Source organism: Streptomyces sp. JH14 (genome assembly GCF_029428675.1).
In the GTDB taxonomy this organism is placed as follows: domain Bacteria; phylum Actinomycetota; class Actinomycetes; order Streptomycetales; family Streptomycetaceae; genus Streptomyces.
Genome location: NZ_JAJNEL010000001.1, coordinates 2,920,445 through 2,944,805, shown reverse-complemented (window position 1 = coordinate 2,944,805; position 24,361 = coordinate 2,920,445). Strand labels below are relative to the sequence as shown.

Here is a 24,361-nt window from a genome sequence, read left to right as displayed (position 1 = left end):
CAGCCGCATGGACGTCGGGCTCAAGCGCGAGCTGGAGGAGAAGGTCCGCGCAGGGGAGCGGCTGACCCGCGAGGACGGTATCGCCCTCTACGCGTCGGACGATCTGGCCTGGCTCGGCGGCCTCGCCCACGAGGTGCGCACGCGCAAGAACGGCGACGTCGTGCACTTCAACGTCAACCGGCACCTCAACATGACGAACGTGTGCACCGCGTCCTGCGCGTACTGCTCGTTCCAGCGCAAGCCGGGCGAGAAGGACGCGTACACGATGCGCATCGAGGAGGCCGTCCGCCTCGCGAAGGCGATGGAGGGCGAGAACCTCACGGAGCTGCACATCGTCAACGGGCTCCACCCCACGCTGCCGTGGCGCTATTACCCGCGCTCGCTCAGCGCGCTCAAGGAAGCCCTCCCGCAGGTCTCCCTCAAGGCGTTCACGGCCACCGAGATCCACCACTTCGAGACCATTTCCGGGCTCTCCGCCTCCGAGATCCTCGACGAGCTGATCGAGGCCGGCCTGGAGTCGCTGACCGGTGGCGGCGCGGAGATCTTCGACTGGGAGGTCCGCCAGCACATCGTGGACCACAACACCCACTGGGAAGACTGGTCGCGCATCCACCGGCTGGCGCACGAGAAGGGGCTGAAGACCCCGGCGACGATGCTGTACGGGCACATCGAGGAGCCGCGTCATCGAGTCGACCACGTACTGCGGCTGCGTGAGCTGCAGGACGAGACCGGCGGTTTCCAGGTCTTCATCCCGCTGCGCTACCAGCACGACTTCGTGGACATGAAGGACGGCAAAGTCCGCAACAAGCTGCAGGCGCGGACGACGATGGCGACCGGTGCCGAGGCGCTGAAGACATTCGCGGTCTCGCGTCTCCTCTTCGACAACGTCCCCCACGTCAAGGTGTTCTGGGTGATGCACGGGGTGCAGACCGCCCAGCTCGCGCTGCAGCACGGTGCGGACGACATGGACGGTTCGGTCGTCGAGTACAAGATCACGCACGACGCGGACAACTACGGCACGCCGAACAAGCTCGGCCGTGACGATCTGCTGGAGCTGATCCGGGACGCGGGCTTCCGCCCCGTCGAGCGCAACACCCGGTACGAGATCATCCGTGAGTACCCGGGTCCGGACGCGGAGCGCCGCGAGGCGCCGCAGCCGATGCGCGTCTGACGACGGCCGGAGCGTTCCGCGCAGCCTGTTCTGCCGAGAGTCCCACTCTGTACGAAAGCCCCGGCCGCCGTCCCCGGCCGGGGCTTTCTCGCGTGCTGGACGGCATTTGAGGCGATCGCGCGGTAATGGCTACCCTGCGGCCATGGCGCTTACGTTTGAGCTCGATCCCAAGATCGACCGCACCCTGCGGGACGGCATCTGCACGCTGTGGGCCGATGTCTCCAACGCGGGCGGCGCCGTGGGCTTCGTGCCGCCCGTGACCGGCGAGGACATACGGCCCGCGCTGGTCAAGCACCTCGTCGCGATGGCGGAGGGGCGTACCCGCCTGCTGGTCGGCTACGACGAGGAGGGTGCCGTCGCCGCGTCCGCCTTCCTCACCCACAACACCCACCGGCTGATGACCCACTGGCTCTGGCTGTACACGGTGATGGTCCACCCCCGCCACCAGGGCAACGGCTACGGCCGCGAACTGATGTCCGCCGTGGCGGACGCCGCCCGCGGGATCGAGGGCATAGAGGCCGTCCGGCTCACCTGCCGGGGCGGCACCGGGGCCGACCGCTTCTACGCGTCGTGCGGCTACAAGGAGGTCGGCCGGGTGCCCGGCGCGATCCGGGTCGCCGAAGGGGACGATCGCGACGACATCATCATGCTGCTCCCGCTGGGCTGAATGCCGCTCCCGGCGGGCCGGGCCGCCGCCCGCCGAAGTGATCGATTCCGGGGCATGCTTCACTGGTCGGGCAGGGTTTGTCGTACGTAGAGAGAAGGCCAGCCGTGTCCGCTGCCAAGCCGAGCGCAACGATCCGGTACACGCTGATGCGCCTGAGCATCTTCGTCGGCTGTCTCGCCGTCGTCGCCGTGGCCGTCTCGTACGGCCTGCTGCCCTCCGGACTCGGCGGGTCCAACGTCGTGTGGGTCGTGCTGCTCGCCCTGCTCATCTCCGCACCCCTCAGCTATGCCCTGCTGCGCAAGCAGCGTGACGAGATGTCCGCCCAGATCGCCCCGAAGATCGACCGCGCCAAGGCCAGGCTGGCGGCGAACCAGGGCCAGGAGGACGGCGTCGCCCCGTAGGCGGTGCAGGCCGGGTGAGGGCCGGGTGAGCGTCGCGTAAGGTTCCTCACACCGCACCCGTTTCCGTTCGAAACCCCAGTGCCGGAGCGTGCGCTCCTGTACTGGGGTTTTTGTGTTCCGTTGCGCCGCGCGGGGCGGGCTGCCGTCGGAATCCCCCAAAGAAGACCTTTGAGGTTCTCAAAGTTCAGGTGTTAACGTGTTCGACATGAAGACAGCTGTGCGCCCACACCACCGAGCGAGCATTCCGCTCGTGGTGCGCCTGCATGTCGATCTCTGCCGCTGTATGTCCGCGGTCTGTTGCCGCAACGTCTGAACCGGCACCATGCAGCGGCGCCGCCCCTGACGCGGGCGCCGCACCCCCGTCCCCCGTTCGTCTCCGTGCGCCCCGATGCGTCATCTCTGGAGTGTGTCCGTGTCCGCGAATCCCGCGTCCACCACCGCCGGTACCGGTCAGCCGTCCGGCTCCGGTTTCCGCATACCCAAGGTCCCGTTCTGGGCCCAGATCGTCGCCGGTCTCGTCCTCGGTGTGCTGCTCGGCTGGCTCACCCGCAGCTATGACATCGAGTGGCTGTACACCACGCTCGACAAGGTCGGCCACATCTTCGTCCAGCTGCTGAAGCTGGCCGTCGCACCCCTCGTCTTCTTCGCGATCCTGGTGTCCATCACCAACCTGCGCAAGGTCAACAACGCCGCCCGGCTGGCCGGCCGCACCGTGCTCTGGTTCATGATCACCTCGCTGATCGCGGTCGCCATCGGCCTGGCGATCGGTCTGATCACCAACCCGGGCTCGGGTACCGGCCTGACCCCGAAGGACGGCAAGCTGCCGGAGCACGCAGGCTCCTGGCTCGACTTCCTGACCGGCATCGTCCCGGAGAACGTGATCACTCCGTTCACCGAGCTGAACGTCCTGCAGATCGTCTTCATGGCGGCCGTCGCCGGTATCGCCGCCCTGCAGCTCGGTGAGAAGGCCCAGCCGATCCTCACCCTCAGCGAGTCGATCCTGGAGCTCCTCCAGAAGGCCCTGTGGTGGGTCATCCGCCTCGCCCCCCTCGGCACCGTCGGCCTCATCGGCTACGCGATCGCCGACTACGGCTGGGACCTGATCGGCAAGTACGCGACGTTCACCGCCGACGTCTACATCGGCTGCGCCCTGGTGCTGTTCGGTGTGTACCCGCTGCTGCTCGCCACGGTCGCCAAGGTGAACCCCCTCCAGTTCTTCAAGGGCGCCTGGCCCGCGATCCAGCTGGCCTTCGTCTCCCGCTCCTCGGTCGGCACGATGCCGGTCACCCAGAAGGTCACCGAGCGTCTCGGCGTCCCGAAGGAGTACGCGTCGTTCTCGGTCCCGTTCGGGGCGACGACGAAGATGGACGGCTGCGCCGCGATCTACCCGGCGCTGGCGGCGATCTTCATCGCGCAGATCTTCGACGTCCAGCTGGGTGTCGGTGACTACATCCTGATCGCGTTCGTCTCGGTGATCGGCTCGGCGGCCACCGCCGGTCTCACCGGTGCGACGGTCATGCTGACCCTCACACTGTCGACGCTGGGTCTGCCGCTGGAGGGCGTGGGTCTGCTGATGGCCATCGACCCGATCCTGGACATGATGCGCACGGCGACGAACGTGGCCGGCCAGGCGCTCGTCCCGGTGATCGTCTCGGCCCGCGAGAAGATCCTCGACCTCGACGCGTACAACTCGGCCTCGTCCTCCCCGGTCGACGACGAGGTTCGCGACGCGGACCCGGTGAGGGTGCCGGTCGCCGCGTAGCGGACACCTCTTCGGTGAGCGCCCCTGGTCCGCGACGGACCGGGGGCGCTCACTCGTGTGTGCGTACGCACGCGGCGGACAGGGACGGGCCGGGGGTGAAACCGGCCACGGTGCGGGCCGGGAGGCGTTCTCCTACGACGCGCGCGCAGACGGCGCCGTAGTCTTGCCGAGGAGTGGCGCAGTGGGGTGGGGAGGAAGTCGGACGTGGGTGCTGTGAAGAGCAAACGGATGCCGCGTGCCGTGCGCGAGCAGCAGATGATGGACGCCGCGGTGCAGACATTCGGGCAGCTGGGGTACCGGGCCGCCTCGATGGACGAGATCGCGGAGCTGGCCGGGGTGTCCAAACCGTTGGTCTATCTGTACCTGAACTCCAAGGAGGAGCTCTTCACCGCCTGTATTCAGCGCGAGGCGAAGGCGCTGGTCATGGCGGTGCGGTCGGGGGTGGAGCCGGGGCTGCCGGCGGACCGGCAACTGTGGGCCGGACTGCGGGCGTTCTTCACGCACACCGCGCAGCACCCGGACGGCTGGGCGGTGCTGCACCGGCAGGCGCGTACGCACGGGGAGCCGTTCGCCGCCGAGGTCATGGCGATGCGGGACGAGATCGTTGCGTTTGTGACGGGTCTGATCGGTGCCGCGGCCCGCGAGGCGCACCATGATCCGGCGCTCCCGGACCGCGATGTGGCGGGCCTGGCTCAGGCGCTCGTGGGGGCCGCGGAGTCGCTGGCCGGCTGGGCGAACGACACCCCGGGCGTCTCGGCGAAGGAGGCGGCGGCCACGCTCATGAACTTCGCGTGGGCGGGCCTGGGGAACCTCATGCGCGATCGTCCGTGGGCGCCGTCGAACCGGTGAGGTGGACGCGGTCGCCGCTGCGGAGCTGGAAGGCGGTGCCCGCGCCGTCCGTCGCGTAGGTCACGGTCGCCGGGAGCAGTACGGGAGCCCTGAAGTCGGCCCGCACGCAACGGATCGTGCCCGGTTCGGCGGACGCGGCCAGGCAGCGGGCGACCGTCCACATGCCGTGCGCGATCGCTCGCGGGAAGCCGAACAGCCGGGCGGTGAACGGATACAGGTGGATGGGGTTCCGGTCGCCCGAGGCGGCTGCGTAACGACGGCCCAGATCGCCGGGGAGACGCCACTCGGCGACGGCGGGGAGTTCGGGTGCGGCGGGTGCGACGGCGGAAGGGGGCGGGGCCCCGTGCGTCGCGTGCCGGGAGAGATAGCCGCTGCGCGACTCCCACACCAGTGCGCCGTCCGAGCGCGCCTCGGTCACCACCGTGACCTCGGTTCCCCTTCGGTGTGGAGTCAACTCCTGTGCGTATACCGTCAGTTCGAGTATGTCGGTGGGGTGCAGCACCCGGTGCCGGGTGATCTCGATCCAGGTGTGGACCAGCCCGACGACCGGCAGCGGGAAGGTCCGCCCGGTCATCAGCCGCATGGCCGTCGGGAAGCCCAGCACATGCGGGTACGTGAGCGGCAGCGCGCCCGAGTCGGGGAAGCCGCAGATCCTGCGGTACGAGGCGAGCGGGCCGGGGGCGATGCGTACGTCCCGGACGACGAGGCGGCCGGCCGGCAGCACGGCGTCGGGCCGGCCCGCGCGCTTGAACGGGGAGGTGAGTGCGCCGCGTACGAGGGACGCCGTCAGGATCCGGGAGGGGGTGGCGACCGGCATCGGCGTCACGCCCCCAGCAGGCTCTGGCCGCAGACCCGCACGATCTGGCCGTTCACGGCCGTCGATGCGGGCTGGGCGAACCATGCGGTCGTCTCGGCCACATCCACCGGAAGGCCGCCCTGGGAGAGGGAGTTCATGCGGCGGCCCGCCTCCCGGATGAAGAAGGGGACCGCGGCGGTCATCCTGGTCTCGATGAAACCGGGGGCGACCGCGTTGACGGTGACGCCGTGGTCGGCGGCGGCGCGCGGGGCCAGGGAGCGGACCAGTCCGATGATGCCCGCCTTGCTGGCCGCGTAGTTCGTCTGGCCGTTGTTGCCCGCGATGCCGGCGATGGACGCGGTGGCGACGATCCGGCCGCCGCGGTTGACGGTGCCCGCCTTGAGCAGCGCGTCGGTGGTGCGCAGCACGCTGTCGAGGTTGACCTCGACAACCTGCGCCCAGCGGTCGGCGGGCATGTTGGCGAGCCGCCGGTCGCGGGTGATGCCCGCGTTGTGGACGAGGACGTCCAGGCCGCCGGGGGCCGCTGCGGCGATCTGCTCGGCGGCGTCGTCGGCGGTGATGTCCAGCGGCAGTGCCGAGCCGCCGAGCCGGTCGGCCGTACGGGTCAACTCGTCCTGAAACTGCGGGATGTCGAGGCAGATGACGTGTGCGCCGTCCCGGGCCAGGACCGACGCGACCGAGGCGCCGATGCCGCGCGCCGCACCGGTGACCAGCGCGGTGCGCCCGGCGAGCGGCGCGGCCCAGTCGGTGACCGGGTCGGGTGCGGCGCCGGTGAGTTCGACGACCTGGCCGCTGATGTACGCCGACCGGGGCGAGAGCAGGAACCGGAGGGTGGACTCGGCCGAGGCGACCGCGCCGGGCGCGATCCGCAGGAGCTGGACGGTGATGCCCCTGCCGATCTCCTTGCCGAGCGAGCGCACGAACCCTTCAAGGGCCTGCTGGGCGGCCGCCTGATGATGGTCGTCGGCCGAGGGCCGCACCCCGAGGACCACGACCCGGCCGCCCGGCGCTGCCGAACGGATCACGGGGTGCAGCGCGGCGTGCACGTCGCCGAGTCCGGCGGCGGTGGCAACGGCCGTCGCGTCCAGTACGACTGCCGCGGGGCGGGATGCCTGTCCGGTGCCGCGGGCGACGGTGAGGCCGGTCGCGGCGAGCACCGTGGCGAGTTCCTCCGTCACGGTGGATTCCCCGGCTGTCAGATGCAGCAGCGGGCCGTCCAGAGACTGCGTCTCCAGCGACCAGCGGCGCAGCCGTGCCGGCTGGGGCAGGCCGAGCCTACGGGTCAGAAATCGGCCAGGTGCTGTGCCGGTGACGTGCAGATAGCGGTCGGCCATTGTCCAGACTCCCTGCTCGGTCATAGATTTACTGTGGAGTAAGGTTACTTAAGAGTCAGGAGCAGGTCGAGATGAGCTGGTCGAGATGATCCCTCTCGCTCTCCCGCAGCCGCGCCGGGTCGCGGTCATCGGCGGCAGTCGTATCCCGTTCGCGCGTTCCGACGGCCCGTACGCACACTCCTCCAACCAGGAGATGCTCACCGCCGCACTGAACGGTCTGGTCGAGCGGTTCGGGCTCCAGGGGGAGCAGGTCGGCGAGTTCGTCGCAGGCGCCGTCCTCAAGCACAGCCGCGACTTCAACCTGGCCCGCGAGACCGTCCTCGGCTCGGCGCTCGACCCGCGCACCCCCGCGTACGACATCCAGCAGGCCTGCGGCACCGGTCTCCAGGCCGTCATCGCCGCCGCGAACAAGATCATGCTCGGCGCGGTCGACTCCGCGATCGCGGGCGGCACGGACACCACGAGCGATGCGCCCCTCGGCGTCAACGACCAGCTGCGCAGGCTGCTGCTGGCGGCCCGGCGGGCGAAGTCGGCCGGCGGGCGGATCAGGGCACTTGCAGGGATACGGCCCCGGCATCTCGTCCCGGACATCCCGCGCAACGCCGAACCCCGCACCGGGCTCTCGATGGGCGAACACGCGGCGATCACCGCCCGCCGCTGGGCCATCGGCCGTGCCGAGCAGGACCTGCTGGCCGCCACCAGCCACCGGCGTCTCGCCGCCGCGTACGAACGGGGCTTCCTGCACGACCTCGTCGTCCCCTACCTCGGCCTGGCGCGTGACCAGAACCTCCGCCCCGGCTCCACGGTGGAGAAACTCGCCACTCTCAAGCCGGTGTTCGGCGCCGACCATCCCGACGCGACGATGACCGCGGGTAATTCGACTCCGCTCACCGACGGCGCCGCCACCGTGCTGCTGGCGAGCGACGAGTGGGCCGAGGCGCACGGCCTGGAACCGCTCGCGTACCTCTCGCTGTACGAGACCGCCGCGGTCGACCACGTGGGCGGCGAGGACGGGCTGCTGATGGCACCCGCGTACGCCGTACCGCGGATGCTGGAGCGCGCCGGGCTGGGTATCGAGGACTTCGATCTCTTCGAGATCCACGAGGCCTTCGCCTCCCAGGTCCTCGCCACACTGGCCGCGTGGGAGAAGCAGGGGCTCGCCCCGGTCGACCGCGCGAAGCTGAACGTGGCCGGATCGTCCCTCGCGACCGGGCATCCGTTCGCCGCGACCGGGGCGCGGATCGTCGCCACCCTGGCCGGACTGCTGGCGGAGCGGGAGACTCCGGGCCGTGGGCTGATCTCGATCTGCGCCGCGGGCGGCCAGGGGGTCACCGCGATCCTCGAACGCCCTTGACACCCACGTCCGTTCGGCCATCGAGGACATCCCGCACCCAGGACGTTCTCCCGACGGTCCGGCCATCGAGGAAGAACGGCCGCCGGACGGACCCTGCGTACTGCCCGACCCACGTTGAGGAGCCGCTCGTGTCCACGTCAGCCTCTGCCGCCGCACCCGCCGCGACGCCCGCCGTACCCGTTCTGGTCGAGCCGACGAAGGTCAGGGCGGCCGACGGTTCCGTGCAGCAGGTCTCCGTGCCACTGCTCGCGCCGCCCGTCCGGCGCGGATCGCTCGCCGAGATCCCGTTCGACAACGCCCGCGAGGCCCCGGCCGAAGCCGTTCTCAGCCGTAAGCAGCCGGACGGCAGCTGGCAGGACGTGACGGCCGAAGAGTTCGCCGGTGAGGTGCTGGCGGTCGCCAAGGGGCTGATCGCGGAGGGACTGCAGACCGGTGACCGCATCGCGATCATGTCCCGTACGACGTACGAATGGACGCTGCTCGACTTCGCCGGCTGGGCCGCCGGACTCGTCACCGTCCCCATCTACCCCACGTCCTCCGCCTTCCAGGCCCGCTGGATACTCCAGGACGCGGGGGCCGTCGCGTGCGCCGTTGAGACGTCGGAGGAGGGGCGGCTGATCAGCCAGGAACGCAAGCAGCTCGGCGACCTCACCCACCTGTGGCAGTTCGACACCGGCGCGCTCGGCCGGCTGAAGGCGCTCGGCAGGGACGTGCCCGACGCCGCCGTCGCCGCCCGCCGGGCCATCCTGGGGCCGGAGACGACCGCCACCCTCATCTACACCTCGGGCACCACCGGGCGCCCCAAGGGCTGCGTCCTGACCCACGGCAACTTCTTCGCCGAGGTCGACAACGCCGTCGAACTCCTCCACCCCGTCTTCAAATCGGTCAGCAAGGAACCGGCCTCGACCCTGCTCTTCCTGCCGCTGTCGCACGTCTTCGGGCGGATGGTCGCGGTCGGCTGTCTGCGCGCCCGGGTCCGGCTCGGCCATGCCCCGTCCATCCGGACCGAGGACCTGCTCGCCGACCTGGCGGGCTTCGGGCCGACGTTCCTGCTGGCCATCCCGTACGTGCTGGAGAAGGTCTACAACACCGGCCGGGCCACCGCCGAGAAGATGGGCCGCGCCTCGTCGTTCGACCGCGCCGCGAAGATAGCCCAGCGGTACGGGCAGGCCGTCGAGGCCGCCGAACACGGCACCGGCCCCGGCCCGGGCTGGGGCCTGCGAGCCGCCAGGGCCCTGTACGACCCGCTGGTCTACCGCCGCATCAGGTCGGCCCTCGGCGGACACGTCCGGTACGCGGTCTGCGGCGGCTCCCCCCTGGGCCGCCGGCTCGCTGCCTTCTACGCGGGCGCGGGCATCGAGATCTTCGAGGGGTACGGGCTGACGGAGACCACGGCCGCCGCCACCGTCACCCCGCCGCTCAAGCCACGCCTCGGTACGGTCGGCTGGCCGCTGCCGGGCACCGCCGTACGGATCGCGGACGACGGCGAGGTGCTGCTCAGCGGTGGCCAGGTGTTCAGCGGCTACTGGGACACCGAACGCGGCGCACCGGTCCCGGCACTGGACGGCGGCTGGTTCGCCACCGGCGACCTGGGCGCCCTCGACGAGGACGGCTACCTCACCATCACCGGCCGCAAGAAGGACATCATCATCACGTCGGGCGGCAAGAACGTCGCTCCGGCCCCGCTGGAGGACTGGCTGCGCGCGCACCCGCTGGTCAGCCAGTGCATGGTGGTCGGCGACAACCGCCCGTTCGTCACCGCCCTGATCACGCTGGAGCCGGACGGGCTGCTGCACTGGCGGCAGATGCGCAAGAAGCAGGACGTGCCGATCAGGGACCTGGTGGCGGACGAGGAGCTGCGCGGTGCGCTCCAGCGCGCGGTCGACGAGGCCAATCGCCTGGTCTCGCGCGCCGAGTCGATCCGCGCGTTCGCCGTCCTGCCGGTGGACTTCACGGAGGAGGGCGGACATCTGACGCCGTCGCTGAAGCTGAAGCGGGACGCGATCGCGCGAGACTTCGCGGCGGAGATCGAGGCGCTGTACCGGAGGTAGGGACCCGGACCTGGACGTGACCGCGCAGGGCGGGCCCACCCGGGTCCGCCCTGGGCCCGTCCCGGCCCTCACCGGGTCCTCCGGGTCCACTGGGTCTACTGGGGACGGCGAAACTCCGGCACTCTTGGGTCCGTTCAACCCGCATTGATGCCCCGCAACGCACTCCACGCCCGGATTCGACTCGGAGGACGCATGCGCTCCCTACGTATCGCCTTACTGGCCCTCGTGGCTCTGCTCGCAGGACTTCTCACCGCAACCCCCGCCGCAGCCGCGCCGAATTTCAAGGCGCCGTTCCCCTGCGGTCAGACCTGGACCTACAGCCACCATTCGGCGGAGGTCAGATCGGCGCTCGACTTCGTCCGCACGGACGGCGGGACGACCGCCGGGACCCCGGTCCTCGCCTCGTCCGGCGGGACCGCCCACCGCTACTCCCAGCCCAGCGGCGCGGGCAACTACATCGTGATCGACCATGGTGGCGGCTGGCAGACCTACTACTTCCACCTCTCCTCGTACTCCGTCGCCGACGGCGCCTCGGTCGCCCAGGGGCGGCAGATCGGCGTGACGGGCTCGACCGGCAACAGTTCCGGCGCCCACATCCACTACGAGCAGCTGTACAACGGGGTCGGCCAGACCATCGCGATCAACGGTCAGTCGCTGGCCCCGTACCCCGGCTCGTACTACAGCAAGTACCTGACCAGCGACAACGGATGCGGTGGTGGCAGTGCCAAGTACTGGGTGGACACCTTCGCCAACGCGACGGGCTACGCCGCGCCCGACACCGCCGACGCCCAGGGCGTACTGAACGCGGGCACGAACTACGTGTACTGCAAGGTCTGGGGCGCCCAGGTCGGCTCGGGCAGTGCCTACAACCACTGGTGGCTGAAGACCGACCTGGACACGGTGTACACGGGCAAGAACGGCTACGGCGCGTATGTCTCGGCCTACTACCTCTCCCGCTGGGGCAATGACGAGGCCCGCGACAACAACGGCACGGTCATTCCGGACTGCTGACGCGTATCCGCCGGGTGGTCCCGCCCGCACCGTGCAGGACCGGCGGGCGGGACCACCCGGCGGCCCTGCTGGATCGCGCAGGAAGGACAGCGTCGGTCCCGCCCCGTCCGGATCGCACAGGTACGCGCCGTCGTCCCACTCCTCGTCCGGGACCCCGTACATGGCTGCCCCTCGGTCCGGGTCGGGTGATGCGGACGACCGTACCGAGTGCCTCCCCCACCCATGCGGTCGTGGAGCCGGCCGCCGTCCGTGACTGCCCTGCGCCCGCCCCGGGCGGTGGATCCGCCGTTCTCTCCTCCCTCTTGTCTGATGCATCGTCAGGTACGACGATGGCACCCGCCTCGAAAAATGACGGAGCGTCAGATTCGGTCGGGGCGGACACGGAGGAAGGGAGGCGACCCGGTGCCGATACTGCCCGCCGGGCGGCTGTCGTACGGGATGCAGCTCCCGGTCCAGTCGCAGAGCACCATCTACACGGAAGCCTGGGAGGCCGCGGCCGGTCCCGGTGACCTCGCCGAGATCGCGCGGACCGCCGACCGCGCCGGCTTCGCCTATCTTGCGAGCTGCGACCATGTCGCGATCCCGCGGCGGCTCGCCGAGGTCATGAGCACCGTCTGGTACGACCCCGTGGCCACCCTCGCCTTTCTCGCGGGGATCACCGAACGGGTCCTGCTGATGAGCCATGTCGCCGTCGTCGGGCTGCGCCATCCGCTCGCCACCGCCAAGCAGTACGCCACTCTCGATCACCTGTCCGGCGGCCGGCTGATCCTCGGGGTTGGGGCGGGGCATGTGCGGGAGGAGTTCGAGGCGCTCGGGGCGGACTTCGACGGGCGCGGCGGCGTGCTCGACGAGACCATCGACGCGTTGAAGGCCGCGCTCGGGCCGGAGGAGTACCCGGAGTTCGCCGGGGAACGGTTCTCGTTCAGCGGGCTGGGGCAGCGGCCGCGGCCCGCGCAGGAGCGGGTGCCCGTCTGGGTGGGCGGTTCCTCGCCCGCCGCCGTGCGGCGGGCCGCGCTGCGCGGGGACGGCTGGCTGCCGCAGGGGGATCCCAGGGACCGGCTGCCGCAGCAGATCGCCAAGGTGCGGGCGTTGCGGGAAGGGGCCGGTATCGAGGAGCCGCTGGTCGTCGGTGCCATCACCGAGCCGTTGTACGTAGGGGAGCCCGGCTGGGCCGTGGGGCGGCGCACGCTCAGCGGGAAGCCGGAGGCCCTTGCCGAGTCGCTGCGCGCGTACGGGGCGATGGGTGTGCACCAGATCCAGGTGCGGTTCCGCAGCAGGAGCCGCAGCGAGCTGACCGATCAGATGGCGGCGTTCGCCGCCGATGTCGCTCCACATCTCGAACAGCAGTGAGGGAGTAGGGACATGGGCAAGCTGGACGGGCGCACCGTGCTGATCAGTGGTGCGGCGCGCGGGCAGGGCGAGCAGGAGGCGCGGCTCTTCGTCGCGGAGGGCGCGCAGGTGGTGATCGCCGATGTGCTCGACGACCAGGGGGAGGCCCTGGTGAAGGAGCTGGGGGAGGGGGCCGCCCGGTTCGTGCATCTCGATGTGAGCCGGGAGGAGGAGTGGCAGGGCGCGGTGGCCGCCGCCAGGGAGGCCTTCGGGAAGATCGACGGGCTGGTCAACAACGCGGGGATCCTTCGGTTCAACGAGCTGGTGTCCACGCCTCTGGACGAGTTCCAGCAGGTCGTGCAGGTCAACCAGGTGGGCGCCTTCCTGGGGATCAAGAACGTCGCTCCCGAGATCGAGGCTGCCGGTGGCGGGACCATCGTCAACACCGCGTCGTACACCGGGCTCACGGGGATGGCCTTCGTGGGGGCGTACGCGGCGACCAAGCATGCCGTGCTGGGGCTCACCAGGGTCGCCGCGGTCGAGCTCGCGGGAAAGGGGATACGGGTCAACGCCGTGTGCCCGGGGGCCGTGGACACCGCGATGACCAACCCGGCCGCGCTGGACCCGGCGGCGGACCCGGAGGAGTCCAGGGCGGCCGTGGCCGGGCTCTACAGGAAGCTCGTGCCGCTCGGGCGGATCGGCCGGCCGGAGGAGGTGGCGGCCCTGGCGCTCTTCCTGACCTCGGAGGACTCCTCGTACATCACCGGGCAGCCGTTCGTCATCGACGGCGGGTGGCTGGCGGGCGTCAGCCTGTTCTGAGTGTCCGGTTGACTGACGGAGTGTCAGCTATTGACGGGTCGGACCGTCGGTGGAACAGTCGGTCGCATCACGATCTGACGGTGTGTCAGAAATGATTGAGGACGGTGAACCTCCTTGGAATTCGGGCTGTTTGTACAGGGGTACGTACCCGCCGCGCGCGCCGAGATCGACCCCGAGGCGGAGCACAAGGCGCTGATCGAGGAGACCGAGTACGTCATCGAGGCGGACAAGTCCGGCTTCAAGTACGCCTGGGCCTCCGAGCACCACTTCCTGGAGGAGTACTCGCATCTCTCCGCCAACGACGTGTACCTGGGCTACCTCGCGCACGCCACGGAACGGATCCACCTGGGGTCCGGCATCTTCAATCCCCTCGCTCCCGTGAACCATCCGGTGAAGGTGGCCGAGAAGGTCGCCATGCTCGACCATCTGTCGGAGGGACGCTTCGAGTTCGGCACCGGGCGCGGGGCCGGCAGCCACGAGATCCTCGGGTTCATGCCGGGCATCACCGACATGAACCACACCAAGGAGCTCTGGGAGGAGACCATCGCCGAGTTCCCCAAGATGTGGCTCCAGGACGAGTACGTCGGCTTCCAGGGCAAGCACTGGTCGCTGCCGCCCCGCAAGATCCTGCCGAAGCCGTACGGGAAGTCGCACCCGGCGATGTGGTACGCGGCCGGGTCGCCGTCCTCCTACGCCATGGCCGCCAGGAAGGGACTCGGCGTGCTGGGGTTCAGCGTGCAGAAGGTCTCCGACATGGAGTGGGTCGTCGACTCGTACAAGACGGCCGTCAAGGACGCGGAGCCGGTCGGCGGCTTCGTCAACGACAACGTCATGGTGACGTCGACGGCGATATGCGCCGAGACGCATGCGAAGGCCGTCGAGATCGCGGTGGGCGGCGGGCTGAACTACCTGCAGTCGCTGCTGTTCCGCTACCACGACACGTTCCCGAGGCCCGAGGGCATTCCCGAGTGGCCGGAGCTGCTGCCGGAGTACAGCGAGGAGATCATCGAGCTGCTGATCGCCGAGGAGCTGATGATCTGCGGCGATCCGGACGAGGTACTGCGGCAGTGCCGGCGGTGGGAGCAGGCGGGGGCGGACCAGCTGAGCTTCGGGCTGCCGATCGGCATCAGCCGTGAGGACACGCTGAACTCGATCCGGCTGATCGGTGAGCACGTGATCCCGGAGATCGACACGGATCCGGTGCACCGGACCTCGCGGTTCCGCGCGGCGGCGTAGGCGGGGACTGCCCCCGGATCCCCGCTCCTCGATCGCCGGAGCGGCGTGAGCCGGAGCGGCGTCTTCCCGGGCCGCCGCTCCGCCGGCCGGGGTGCGTACCGCGGTCGTACGCACCCCGGCCGCATCCCGTACAGATCAGAAGGGAACCCGACATGCTCGACCACCTCATTCGCGGAGCGACCGTCGTGGACGGCACCGGCGCTCCCTCGTACGCCGCCGACCTCGGCATCCGCGACGGACGCATTGCCGTCATCGCCGAGCCGGGCACCCTCACCGAGGAGGCCGTGACCTCGGAGGACGCCACCGGGCTCGTGCTCGCCCCCGGCTTCGTGGACCCCCACACGCACTACGACGCCCAGCTCTTCTGGGACCCGTACGCCACCCCCTCCATGAACCACGGTGTCACCACCGTCGCCGGTGGCAACTGCGGCTTCACCCTCGCACCGCTCCACCCCGGCCGGCCCGACGACGCCGACTACACCCGCCGCATGATGTCCAAGGTCGAAGGCATGGCCCTCGCGGCCCTGGAGGAAGGCGTCGACTGGTCGTGGTCGACCTTCGGCGAGTACCTCGACGCCCTCGAGGGGCGGATCGCCGTCAACGCCGGGTTCATGGTCGGCCACTGCGCCGTACGCCGCCACGTCATGGGCGCCGACGCGGTCGGCGGACAGCCCACGCCCGCCCAGCTCGACGCGATGCTGCGGCTCCTCCACGACGCCATGGACGCGGGGGCGTGGGGGCTGTCCACCACCCAGTCGTCCACCCACTCCGACGGTGACGGGAAGCCCGTCGCATCCCGGCACGCGCTCCCCGAGGAGCTCCTCGCGCTCTCCCGGGCCGTCGGCGAGCACGAAGGCACCCAGCTCGAAGCCATCGTCGCGGGCTGCCTCGACCGGTTCTCCGACGAGGAGATCGACCTTCTCGTCGACATGTCAGCCGCCGCGGGCCGTCCCCTCAACTGGAACGTCCTCACCATCGACGCCGCCGTCCCCGACCGCGTACCGCGCCAGCTGATACCCAGCGAACGCGCCCGCCGGGCGGGCGGGCGGATCGTCGCCCTCACCATGCCGATCCTCACCCCCATGAACATGTCGCTCGGCACCTTCTGCGCGCTCAACCTCATCCCCGGCTGGGGCGAGATCCTCTCCCTGCCCGTTCCCGAACGGATCGGGCGGCTCCGCGACGCCGCCACCCGCACCGAGATGCTCCGCCGCGCCGAGAGCAAGGAGGCCGGTGTCTTCCGGCGCCTCGCCGACTTCGGCCGGTACGTCATCGGTGACACGTACAGCGCGGCGAACGAGGGCCTCGGCGGGCGCGTCGTGCGCGACATCGCCGCCGAGCGCGGACAGGACCCGTTCCACTGCCTCGTCGAGATCTGCGCCGCCGACGAGCTTCGTACGGTGCTGTGGCCCATGCCCACCGACAATGACCCGGACTCCTGGGCCCTGCGGCAGCAGACCTGGCAGCACGAGGACGTCCTGCTCGGCGGTTCCGACGCGGGCGCCCACCTGGACCGGATGTGCGGCGCCCCGTACACCACCCGCTTCCTCGGCGACTGCCTGCGCGGCCGCAGACTCGTCCCCCTCGAACAGGCCGTCAGGATGCTCACCGACGACCCCGCCCGGCTCTTCGGGCTGCGTGACCGGGGCCGCATCCAGGAAGGCTTCCACGCCGACCTCGTCCTCTTCGACCCCGAACGCATCGACGCCGGGCCCGCCACCCTCGTACACGACCTGCCCGGCGACAGCCCGCGCCTGGACTCCAAGGCCATCGGCATCGTGTCGGTCCGCGTCAACGGCGTCGAGACGCTGCGCGAGGACAAGGTGACCGGTGCGGTCCCCGGCACGGTGCTCCGCTCCGGCCGCGACACCCGGACGGTGAGCACCCGATGACCACCGCACCCCAGCGCCTCTTCATCGGCGGAGAGTGGACCGAACCCGCCCGTGGCCACTACGAGGTGATCAACCCCGCCACCGAGGAGGTCGTCGGTCTCGCCCCCGAGGCGAGCCGCACGCAGGTGTACGCGGCGGCCGCCGCGGCCCGCGAGGCGTTCCCCGCCTGGTCGCGCACCCGCCCGGAGGAGCGGGCCGCGATCCTCGACCGGGCCGCCGCTCTGATACAGCGCGACATCGCGGCGCACACGGCACTCGCGCAGGCGGAGAGCGGTGCGACGACCGGAACGGCCCGGTCCATGCAGGTCGCGGTCGGCGCGGCCCGTTTCCGGCGGTATGCGAGGGGCGCCCTGGAGCCGGTCGAGGAGGCGATCGCGCCGCAGATCAACGAGGCCGGACCGATGGGCGGGGCCGGGGTGTTCGGTGCGGTCGCCGTGCGCCAGCCGGTCGGCGTCGTCACCTGCATCACCTCGTACAACAACCCGTGGGCCAACCCGGCCGGCAAGATCGCCCCCGCGCTCGCCATGGGCAACACGGTCGTCGTGAAACCCGCCCCGCAGGACCCGCTCTCGGTCTACCGGATGGCCGAGGCCCTCGCGGAAGCGGGCGTGCCGGCGGGCGTCGTCAACGTCGTCACGGGTTCGGGCCCCGAGGCGGGCGAGGCGGCCGTCGATTCGCCGGACGTCGACATGGTCAGCTTCACCGGATCCACGGCCGTCGGACAGCGCATCGCCGAGGTGTGCGGGCGAGGGATGAAGCGGCAGTTGATGGAGCTGGGCGGCAAGGGCGCCGCGGTCGTTCTCGACGACGCCGACCTGGACGCGGCGGTGGCGGGCATCGGCACGACGTTCTCCTTCTACAGCGGACAGATCTGTACGGCTCCGACCCGCGTCCTCGTCCAGCGCGGCAGCCACGACGCGCTGATCGGGAAGCTCGCCGCATACGCGGGCCGTCTGAAGGTCGGCGACCCGGCGGCGCGGGGAACGATCGTCGGGCCGGTCATCTCCGCCGCCCACCGCGACCGCATCGAGTCGTACGTCGAACTCGGCCGGAAGGAGGGCGCCCGGGTCGTCGCGGGCGGCGAACGGCCCGCCCACGTCGACCGCGGCTTCTACGTCGCGCCGACGCTCCTCGCCGACTGCACCAACGACATGCGGGTCGTCCGGGAGGAGATCTTCGGCCCGGTCGTCGTGGTCGTCCCCTTCGACGACGAGGAGGAAGGCATCGCACTCGCCAACGACAGCGACTACGGACTGATCGACTATGTGTGGTCCGGCGACGTGGCCCGGGCCTTCCGGGTGGCGCGGCAGTTGCGCGCCGGCGGGGTCGGGGTGAACACGATCGGGCGGAACATGGAGGCCCCGTTCGGCGGGTTCAAGAGGAGTGGCGTGGGACGCGACGTGGGTTCGTACGCGCTGCACGCGTACAGCGAACTGCAGGCGATCGTCTGGCCGGGCTGAGCCGCCCCACCGGGGGTGGGGCGGGCGCCCGCGCTCAGGCGGTGGCGCGCCAGTACCCCAGCGCGTTCACCCGCTCCTTGGGAACGGCCAGTTCCCTGCGTAGGTACGTGGCCAGCGAGCGCGTCGTCGCCGTGTCGCACGCGATCCAGACGTACGCCTCCGAGGGGTCGCCCAGCAGCGCGGGCAGCGCGGACTTCACCTGGTCGACCAGGTGGGTGCCCGCGTCGCGGCGCGGGACCCGGTGCAGGGTGTGACGGTCGGCGTCCAGGCGGAACGGCAGCTCCTCGTCGGAGGCGTGCGCCGTCTCGAACCAGATCGTCGCCGGGGTCTGCGGGACCGCGTCCAGCAGCGAGTTGATCGCGGGCAGGGAGGCCGGGTCGCCGATCACGAAGAGCCGGGCGGGCCGTGGCGCGGGCAGGGCGAAGCCGGTGCCCTGGAGCGTCGCCTCGATCGTGTCGCCGGGTTGCGCCTTGCGCGCCCAGTCGCTCGCGGCCCCGTCGTGCAGGGCGAATTCGAGACTGAACGTGCCGGCGGCCGGGTCGGGGTCGACCAGGGTGTAGGCGCGCTGGTGTGGCCTGCCCGCCTGTTCGAACCAGATCCTGACCCACATCGTGGGATGCGCACCGCCGGTCGCGGCGAGCAGCCCGCCGTCGGTCAGATGCACCCGCCGGAAGTCGTCGGTGACCTGTTCGGCCCCGGTCACGGTGAACTCGAAGTCCCTCCCGCGCATCAGCTTGAGGACGACGCCCTCCCAGCCATGCCCCACAGCTGTCTCCTCCCCGGAAAGCCATCCGAGATCGCTTTTAGGTTAGGCTAACCTAAATTTTGGAGGCTGGGGAGTCGAGCGAGGGCGGGAACGGCATGCGCAACGAGGTCTACCGGGACGACTGGGGCATACCTCACCTACGGGCGGCCGACGCCCTCGAACTCGCCCACGCCCAGGGCCGTAACGCCGCCCTGGACCGCGCCTGGCAGATCGAGGTCGAACGGCACCGGGCGCAGGGCACCACGGCCGCCTTCCTCGGTGCGGAGGCGGTCGAGTGGGACCGGTTCGCCCGCCGGAGCCGGCTGGACGACACCGCCCGCCGCTGCTTCGAGCGCCTGTCACCGGAGACCGCCGCGTGGGTGAGCTCGTACGTCGACGGCGTCAACGCGGCGCTGGGCGAAGACGCCGCACAGGCAACCGAGTTCGCCGCCGCCGGGCTCGCCCCGGGTGTATGGCGGCCCTGGACGCCGCTGGGCGTGTGGCTCTCCACCCACATCCTGTTCGCGGGCTTCCCCACCAAGCTCTGGCGTGAGGAGGTCGCCCGCAGGCTGGGCGACGACGCGACCGAACTGTTCGCCACCGACGGCCCCGGCACCTCCGGCAGCAACGGCTGGCTCGTCACCTCCGAGCGCACCGCCACCGGGTCCCCGATCATCGCGGGCGACCCGCACCGGTTCATCGAGGACCCGGGCGTCTACCAGCAGATCCGGCTCGCCTGCCCCGAGTTCGACGTGGTGGGCCTGGCCGTCCCCGGTGTTCCCGGCATCGCGCACTTCGGCCACACCGGCCACGTCGCCTGGGCGATCACCAATGCCATGGCCGACTACCAGGACCTCTACCGGGAACAGCTGCGACGCACACCGGCCGGCGGGGTGGAGGCGCTCGGTCCGGACGGCTGGGAACCGGCCGCCTCCCACACCGAGACCATCGACGTGGCCGGCGCCGGCACCGTGCCGGTCGAGATCGTCGAGACCGGCCGGGGTCCGGTGATCATCGGCGGTCCCGGCGACGGCGGGGAAGCCGTCAGTCTGCGCCACCCGCCGCGCGTCACCGGCGACCTCGGCTTCGACGTGCTGCCCGCCCTGCTCCGTGCCCGCACGACCGCCGACCTCGATGCAGTCCTGGACCGCTGGGTGGAGCCGGTCAACGTGGTGCTGGCCGCGGACACCGCAGGGGCGACGCTGCACCGGGTCGCCGGACACGTGCCCGTGCGCCCGCGTGCGAACCGGCTGCGCACCGTGCCCGCCTGGGACCCCGCGTACGCCTGGCAGGGCCGCCACGCGCCGATGGAACGCGCGGACGTCCACGGCACGGCGGTGATGGCCAACCAGCGGGGGATCGCCGCCCCGTTCGGCATCGAGTTCGCGCCCCCGCACCGCGCCGACCGGATACAGGAACTGCTTGACGAGTCCGCCCGCTGGACCGCCGAGGACATGGCGGCCATCCACATGGACACGTATCTCGCCTCCGCCCGGCCCCTGCTGGGGCTGCTGGAGGAGGCGGCCGGGGTGACCGCCCCGGAGGCCGTGCGGCTGCGCGACCGGCTGCTGCGCTGGGACCGGCGGATGGACGCCGGCAGCACGGACGCCACGCTGTACGCGGCGCTGCGTGCGGAGGTCGTCCACCGTCTGGCCGCGCACCCGGCGTTCGGCCCGCTGGGCAGGACGGTGCACCGGGACCCGTATCCGGAGCTGTTCCGGCCGTGGCTGGCGACGGTGCCGAGGGTGGCGTACGCGCTGGAGGGCCTGCTGACGGGCAAGGGCGGGCCGCTGTCGCACGCGGACCGGCTGGCCGTCGTCACCGCGGCGCTGGAGCAGGTGGCGCTGGAGCAGATCACCGGTGGGCAACCGGTCGTCCCCTGGGGCGAGGTGCACCGGCTCGCCCCCTGGCAGGCGCTGCCCGTCGACCCGGGCGAGACCTGGCCGGGGCTCGCGGGCGACCACGACTGCGTCCTGTCCACCTCCAGCGTCCCGGGCATCACCGACCACAGTGCGCGCGGCCCCGCAGCCCGGTACGTATGGGACCTGGCGCGGCGCGAGAACAGCCTCTGGGTGGTGCCGCTCGGGACGTCCGGGGTGCCGGCGGACGCCCATCACCGCGATCAACTCCCGCTGTGGGTGCGGGGCGAACTCGTCCCTGTGGTCACGGACTGGAATCTGCTGCACCGAGAAGAGGAGAGACCTGACATGAGTGCCGGTACGAGCGCCGAGTCCGCCGTGTTCGAGCGGGAGGTCGACGGTTTCGGCACCGTGCGCCTCGTCCCCGTCGACCCGGCCCGCGACATCGACCTGCTCCACTCCTGGGTCACCGAGGACCGCGCCCGCTTCTGGGGCATGGGCGGGTACAGCCGTGAACAGGTCCTGGAGACCTATGAGTTCCTGGACTCGCTCACCACGCACCACGCCTATCTCGCCCATCGCGACGGTGTACCGGCCGCCCTCTTCCAGACGTACGAGCCGGAGGCCGACCCGGTCGGCGCGTGCTACGACGTCCGGCCCGGCGACCACGGCGTGCACCTGCTGATCGGCCCCACCGGTGGCACCGAACCGGAACCCGGCTACACCGGCGCGCTGCTGTCCGTGCTCGTCGACTACGTCTTCAGCGACCCCGCCCATCTGCGGGTCGTTGTCGAGCCCGACGCCCGCAACACGAAGGCGATCGCCCGGATGGTCCGGGCCGGGTTCGAGCTGGGCCCGGAGATCGAGAAGCCGGAGAAGCGGGCCCGGCTCGCGTTCCTGAGCCGGGCCGCCGCTCATCGTGACTGATCGATGTCCAGGAACACCGGATTGGTGAGGGCCGCGAGCGCCCCCGGCAGCCCCGGCACGGCCGCCGGGTGGCGGACCTCGGCACGGACATAGGCGGCGTACGCGGGAGTCGTGCGCCACTCCACCGTGCCCGCGCCCGGCTCCGGCAGCGCCGACGTGAACAACGTGCCCTGGTCCGTGACGAAGTGGGCGGTGCAGCCGGGCGCCCCGGTGACCTCCAGCCGTACCGTGACCGGGCTGTCCGCGCCTGCCCGCAGCCGCTCACCGATCCCCGCGTGCCCGCCCCGCCCGCCCGAGGCGCGGAAGGAGAGGCTGACGGCGGACGATTCGGCGATGTACGAGTGCCCGGCCCGGATGCCCGCCACGATCGCCTCGCGCGAGAGTTCCTCGGCGAGGACGACGGTCTGCGGCAGGCCCACCTGGTCCGGCTCGCGGTGCGCGTCGCTGTTGCCCATGGCCGGAAGCCAGGGTTTGGACGCGCGCACGGCGGCGACGAGGGAGTTGTCCCACTCGGCGAGCGCGACCTCGTCGTCCGGGGTGTACGGCCCGTTCCACACCTCCACCGCGTCCGCCTCGCCGAAGCCGAACTTCCAGTTGCAGCCGATGCAGGTGGCGTGCGGATGGGCCGGTACGACCAGCCCGCCGGCGCGGCGCACAGCCTTCGCGTAGTGCCCGAAGCGGTTGTCGCGGGCCCGGTAGCGCCAGTCGACGAAGGTGCCGGGGTCGGTGGCGAGCGCGACCACATGGCCATTGCGGGTGGTGATCTCCTCGCCGCACAGGATGAGCAGGTCGTCGCCCCACAGTCCCTGCCACGCACGGTGCGCGGTGTGGGTGTTGTGCTCGCTGCTGTTGATGAAGTCGAGCCCGGCGGCGCGCGCGGCGGTGGCGATCTCGGCGGGGGCGCGCCTGCCGTCCGAGTGGACGGAGTGCAGATGGCAGTCGCCGCGGTACCAGGCGCGGCCGCGCCCCTTGGCGCGCTCCGGCGGGTACACGGGCGCCGGGGTGGTGCCGGGCGCGCCGAAGCGCAGGGTGATCGTCACCTCGTACGGAAGCCCTTCGGGGGCGACGGTGTACGGGCCCAGTGCGATGTGCCAGGTCCCGGCGCGTACCGGCCCCGCGACATAGCCGGGCGTCGCCTCGTCCGCCCGGATGAAGAAGCCGGTACGCGCCCCGCCGGACCATCCGCGGAAGCCGCTCCCGCCCAGCTCCGTGCCGCGCTCGTCGAAGACGCCGATGTCGAGGGCGTTGCCCTGGGTACCGGCCGGGACGGGCGTCTTCTCGTACGTGTACGAGACGGCCATCTCCCGCACGCCGTGCGGTACTTCGACCGGAAGGTAGACGTAATCGGGCGACCCGGCCGGCAGGGTGCCGCGGACGGTCTCCGTCCGGTCGGCCGGGTCCGTACCGCTGCCCCTGCCGCCGTCCTCACCGGGCGCGGCGTTCGCGAAGCTCACGGTGGACAACGTTAGGGCGGTGGCGGCGGTTCCGACGAGAAGGCCGCGTCTGCCGAGCGGGCTGTTCTGCGAGGCGTGCGATCCGGTCATACGAGTGGCTCCCCAGAGTGTCGTGAGTGACGAGGGCGACGGACCCGAACCCTGCTATGGGGCCATGAACTCACGGCGAACGGAAGGCGAGTCACGGACAAGAAGCGCGGCGCGCGATGCCCTGGGCGTCCTGACCGGCACCGCATAGGTTGGCGCCTTACGACGACGGAGGTGTCCTCGCATGCGGATCGCAACCACGATCTTCCTCACCGACGAGACGATCACGCCGGTACGGCTTGCGCGCGAACTCGAACAGCGCGGATTCGCCGGGCTCTATCTGCCGGAACACACCCACATCCCGGTGAGCAGGGACACCCCGTACCCGGCGGGCGGCGACCTCCCGCCCGAGTACGGCCGTACCCTCGACCCGTTCGTGGCGCTCGGTCAGGCCGCAGCGGTGACGGAGCGCCTCGCACTCGGCACCGGCATCACACTGATCGCCCAGCACGACCCGATCGCCCTGGCGAAGCAGATCGCCACGCTCGACCATCTCTCGGGCGGCCGGTACACGCTCGGCCTCGGTTTCGGGTGGAACGTCGAGGAGGCCGCGGACCACGGGGTGACCTGGTCGACGCGGCGGGAGCTGGGCCGTGACCGGATGGCGCTGATGCGCGCCCTGTGGACGGAGGAACCCACCGGTCACGCAGGTGAGTTCGGCTCGGTCCGGGCCAGCCACGCCTACCCGAAGCCGGTCCAGAAGCCGCGCGGCCCGGTGACCGGCCCTCGCACCCTGATCGGCGGCGCGGCCGGCCCCAAGCTGTTCGCGCACATCGCGGAGTACGCGGACGGCTGGCTCCCGATCGGCGGCCGGGGCCTCACGGAGTCGGTGCCCGTGCTGCGCGCGGCCTGGGAGGCGGCGGGCCGCGACCTCGAGCAGCTCCAGGTGGTGCCGTACGCCGTTCTGCCGAGTGCGGGGAAGCTGGCGCACTACGCGGAGCTGGGCGTCCAGGAGGTCGTCCTGCAGCTGCCTCCGGCGGGCGAGGCGGAGGTGCTGCGGACGCTGGACGACTACGCGGCGTATCTCTGACCGCGGTGGCGGGGCGGCGCGGCGCACGCCGGCCGCCCCGACTCGCGGGGGAAGGCCGTGACCGTCGCGCACGGCCTCCCTCTGCGTGCCTCCTGACAAGGCCGGT

General features: G+C 71.2%; 19 protein-coding genes. 15 read left to right on the top strand and 4 right to left on the bottom strand.

Features of this window, described 5'->3' with window-relative positions; translation table 11 throughout:
- The first annotated feature begins 7 nt into the window (after positions 1-7).
- The 5 genes from mqnE (at position 8) to LRD69_RS13055 (ending at position 4,850) form a co-directional block, all read left to right on the top strand.
- On the top strand, positions 8-1,171 hold the full coding sequence (gene mqnE, locus LRD69_RS13075; RefSeq protein WP_277326742.1) for an aminofutalosine synthase MqnE: 1,164 nt from the start codon (positions 8-10) through the stop codon (positions 1,169-1,171).
- A 142-nt stretch (positions 1,172-1,313) separates the two neighbouring features.
- The gene (locus tag LRD69_RS13070; RefSeq protein ID WP_277326741.1) at positions 1,314-1,838 is read left to right on the top strand and encodes a GNAT family N-acetyltransferase; all 525 of its coding nucleotides are present in this window, start codon (positions 1,314-1,316) and stop codon (positions 1,836-1,838) included.
- Positions 1,839-1,942: 104 nt separating this feature from the next.
- On the top strand, positions 1,943-2,239 hold the full coding sequence (locus LRD69_RS13065) for a DUF4229 domain-containing protein (RefSeq protein ID WP_277326740.1): 297 nt from the start codon (positions 1,943-1,945) through the stop codon (positions 2,237-2,239).
- Positions 2,240-2,651: 412 nt separating this feature from the next.
- Positions 2,652-4,001: a dicarboxylate/amino acid:cation symporter gene (locus tag LRD69_RS13060; protein ID WP_277326739.1), complete on the top strand. Its 1,350-nt coding sequence runs from the start codon at positions 2,652-2,654 to the stop codon at positions 3,999-4,001.
- Between the two features lie 228 nt (positions 4,002-4,229).
- Complete coding sequence (locus LRD69_RS13055; RefSeq protein WP_277329723.1) at positions 4,230-4,850, top strand: TetR/AcrR family transcriptional regulator; 621 nt, start codon at positions 4,230-4,232, stop codon at positions 4,848-4,850.
- Here LRD69_RS13055 and LRD69_RS13050 read toward each other — a convergent pair.
- Both LRD69_RS13050 and LRD69_RS13045 read right to left on the bottom strand, forming a co-directional pair.
- On the bottom strand, positions 4,813-5,667 hold the full coding sequence (locus tag LRD69_RS13050) for a MaoC/PaaZ C-terminal domain-containing protein (RefSeq protein ID WP_277329722.1): 855 nt from the start codon (positions 5,665-5,667) through the stop codon (positions 4,813-4,815). The genes LRD69_RS13055 and LRD69_RS13050 overlap by 38 nt on opposite strands.
- A 5-nt stretch (positions 5,668-5,672) precedes the next feature.
- Positions 5,673-7,001, bottom strand: a complete 1,329-nt coding sequence (locus tag LRD69_RS13045; protein ID WP_277329721.1) for a 3-oxoacyl-ACP reductase — start codon at positions 6,999-7,001, stop codon at positions 5,673-5,675.
- Positions 7,002-7,086: 85 nt separating this feature from the next.
- On the opposite strand from LRD69_RS13045, the gene LRD69_RS13040 reads away from it, so the two are divergent.
- From LRD69_RS13040 to LRD69_RS13005, 8 genes are all read left to right on the top strand, one after another.
- The gene (locus tag LRD69_RS13040; protein ID WP_277326738.1) at positions 7,087-8,355 is read left to right on the top strand and encodes an acetyl-CoA C-acetyltransferase; all 1,269 of its coding nucleotides are present in this window, start codon (positions 7,087-7,089) and stop codon (positions 8,353-8,355) included.
- Positions 8,356-8,483: 128 nt separating this feature from the next.
- The gene (locus LRD69_RS13035) at positions 8,484-10,406 is read left to right on the top strand and encodes a long-chain fatty acid--CoA ligase (protein ID WP_277326737.1); all 1,923 of its coding nucleotides are present in this window, start codon (positions 8,484-8,486) and stop codon (positions 10,404-10,406) included.
- A gap of 192 nt (positions 10,407-10,598) precedes the next feature.
- Positions 10,599-11,417 carry a M23 family metallopeptidase gene (locus tag LRD69_RS13030; protein ID WP_277326736.1) on the top strand — a complete coding sequence of 273 codons (819 nt, stop codon included), beginning with the start codon at positions 10,599-10,601 and terminating at the stop codon, positions 11,415-11,417.
- Positions 11,418-11,819: 402 nt separating this feature from the next.
- A complete protein-coding gene (locus LRD69_RS13025) occupies positions 11,820-12,767 on the top strand; it encodes an LLM class F420-dependent oxidoreductase (protein ID WP_277326735.1) in 948 nt (315 codons plus the stop codon).
- A gap of 12 nt (positions 12,768-12,779) precedes the next feature.
- The gene (locus LRD69_RS13020) at positions 12,780-13,565 is read left to right on the top strand and encodes a glucose 1-dehydrogenase (RefSeq protein WP_277326734.1); all 786 of its coding nucleotides are present in this window, start codon (positions 12,780-12,782) and stop codon (positions 13,563-13,565) included.
- A 114-nt stretch (positions 13,566-13,679) separates the two neighbouring features.
- Entirely contained in the window at positions 13,680-14,801 is a 1,122-nt protein-coding gene (locus LRD69_RS13015; RefSeq protein WP_277326733.1) for an LLM class flavin-dependent oxidoreductase, read from the top strand.
- A 152-nt stretch (positions 14,802-14,953) separates the two neighbouring features.
- Positions 14,954-16,693, top strand: a complete 1,740-nt coding sequence (locus LRD69_RS13010) for a D-aminoacylase (protein WP_277326732.1) — start codon at positions 14,954-14,956, stop codon at positions 16,691-16,693.
- The gene (locus tag LRD69_RS13005) at positions 16,690-18,153 is read left to right on the top strand and encodes an aldehyde dehydrogenase family protein (RefSeq protein WP_277326731.1); all 1,464 of its coding nucleotides are present in this window, start codon (positions 16,690-16,692) and stop codon (positions 18,151-18,153) included. Before LRD69_RS13010 ends, LRD69_RS13005 begins: the two co-directional genes overlap by 4 nt.
- Before the next feature lie 34 nt (positions 18,154-18,187).
- Here LRD69_RS13005 and LRD69_RS13000 read toward each other — a convergent pair whose 3' ends face one another.
- Positions 18,188-18,919 (bottom strand): siderophore-interacting protein, encoded by a 732-nt coding sequence (locus tag LRD69_RS13000; protein ID WP_277326730.1) that lies wholly within the window; start codon positions 18,917-18,919, stop codon positions 18,188-18,190.
- A 95-nt stretch (positions 18,920-19,014) separates the two neighbouring features.
- Here LRD69_RS13000 and LRD69_RS12995 point away from each other — a divergent pair, with 95 nt between their 5' ends.
- A complete protein-coding gene (locus tag LRD69_RS12995) occupies positions 19,015-21,684 on the top strand; it encodes a GNAT family N-acetyltransferase (RefSeq protein WP_277326729.1) in 2,670 nt (889 codons plus the stop codon).
- Here the strand turns inward: LRD69_RS12995 and LRD69_RS12990 are convergent.
- The gene (locus LRD69_RS12990; protein ID WP_277326728.1) at positions 21,672-23,228 is read right to left on the bottom strand and encodes a CehA/McbA family metallohydrolase; all 1,557 of its coding nucleotides are present in this window, start codon (positions 23,226-23,228) and stop codon (positions 21,672-21,674) included. The genes LRD69_RS12995 and LRD69_RS12990 overlap by 13 nt on opposite strands.
- A 181-nt stretch (positions 23,229-23,409) precedes the next feature.
- On the opposite strand from LRD69_RS12990, the gene LRD69_RS12985 reads away from it, so the two are divergent.
- Positions 23,410-24,255: an LLM class F420-dependent oxidoreductase gene (locus LRD69_RS12985; RefSeq protein ID WP_277326727.1), complete on the top strand. Its 846-nt coding sequence runs from the start codon at positions 23,410-23,412 to the stop codon at positions 24,253-24,255.
- Positions 24,256-24,361 lie beyond the last annotated feature (106 nt).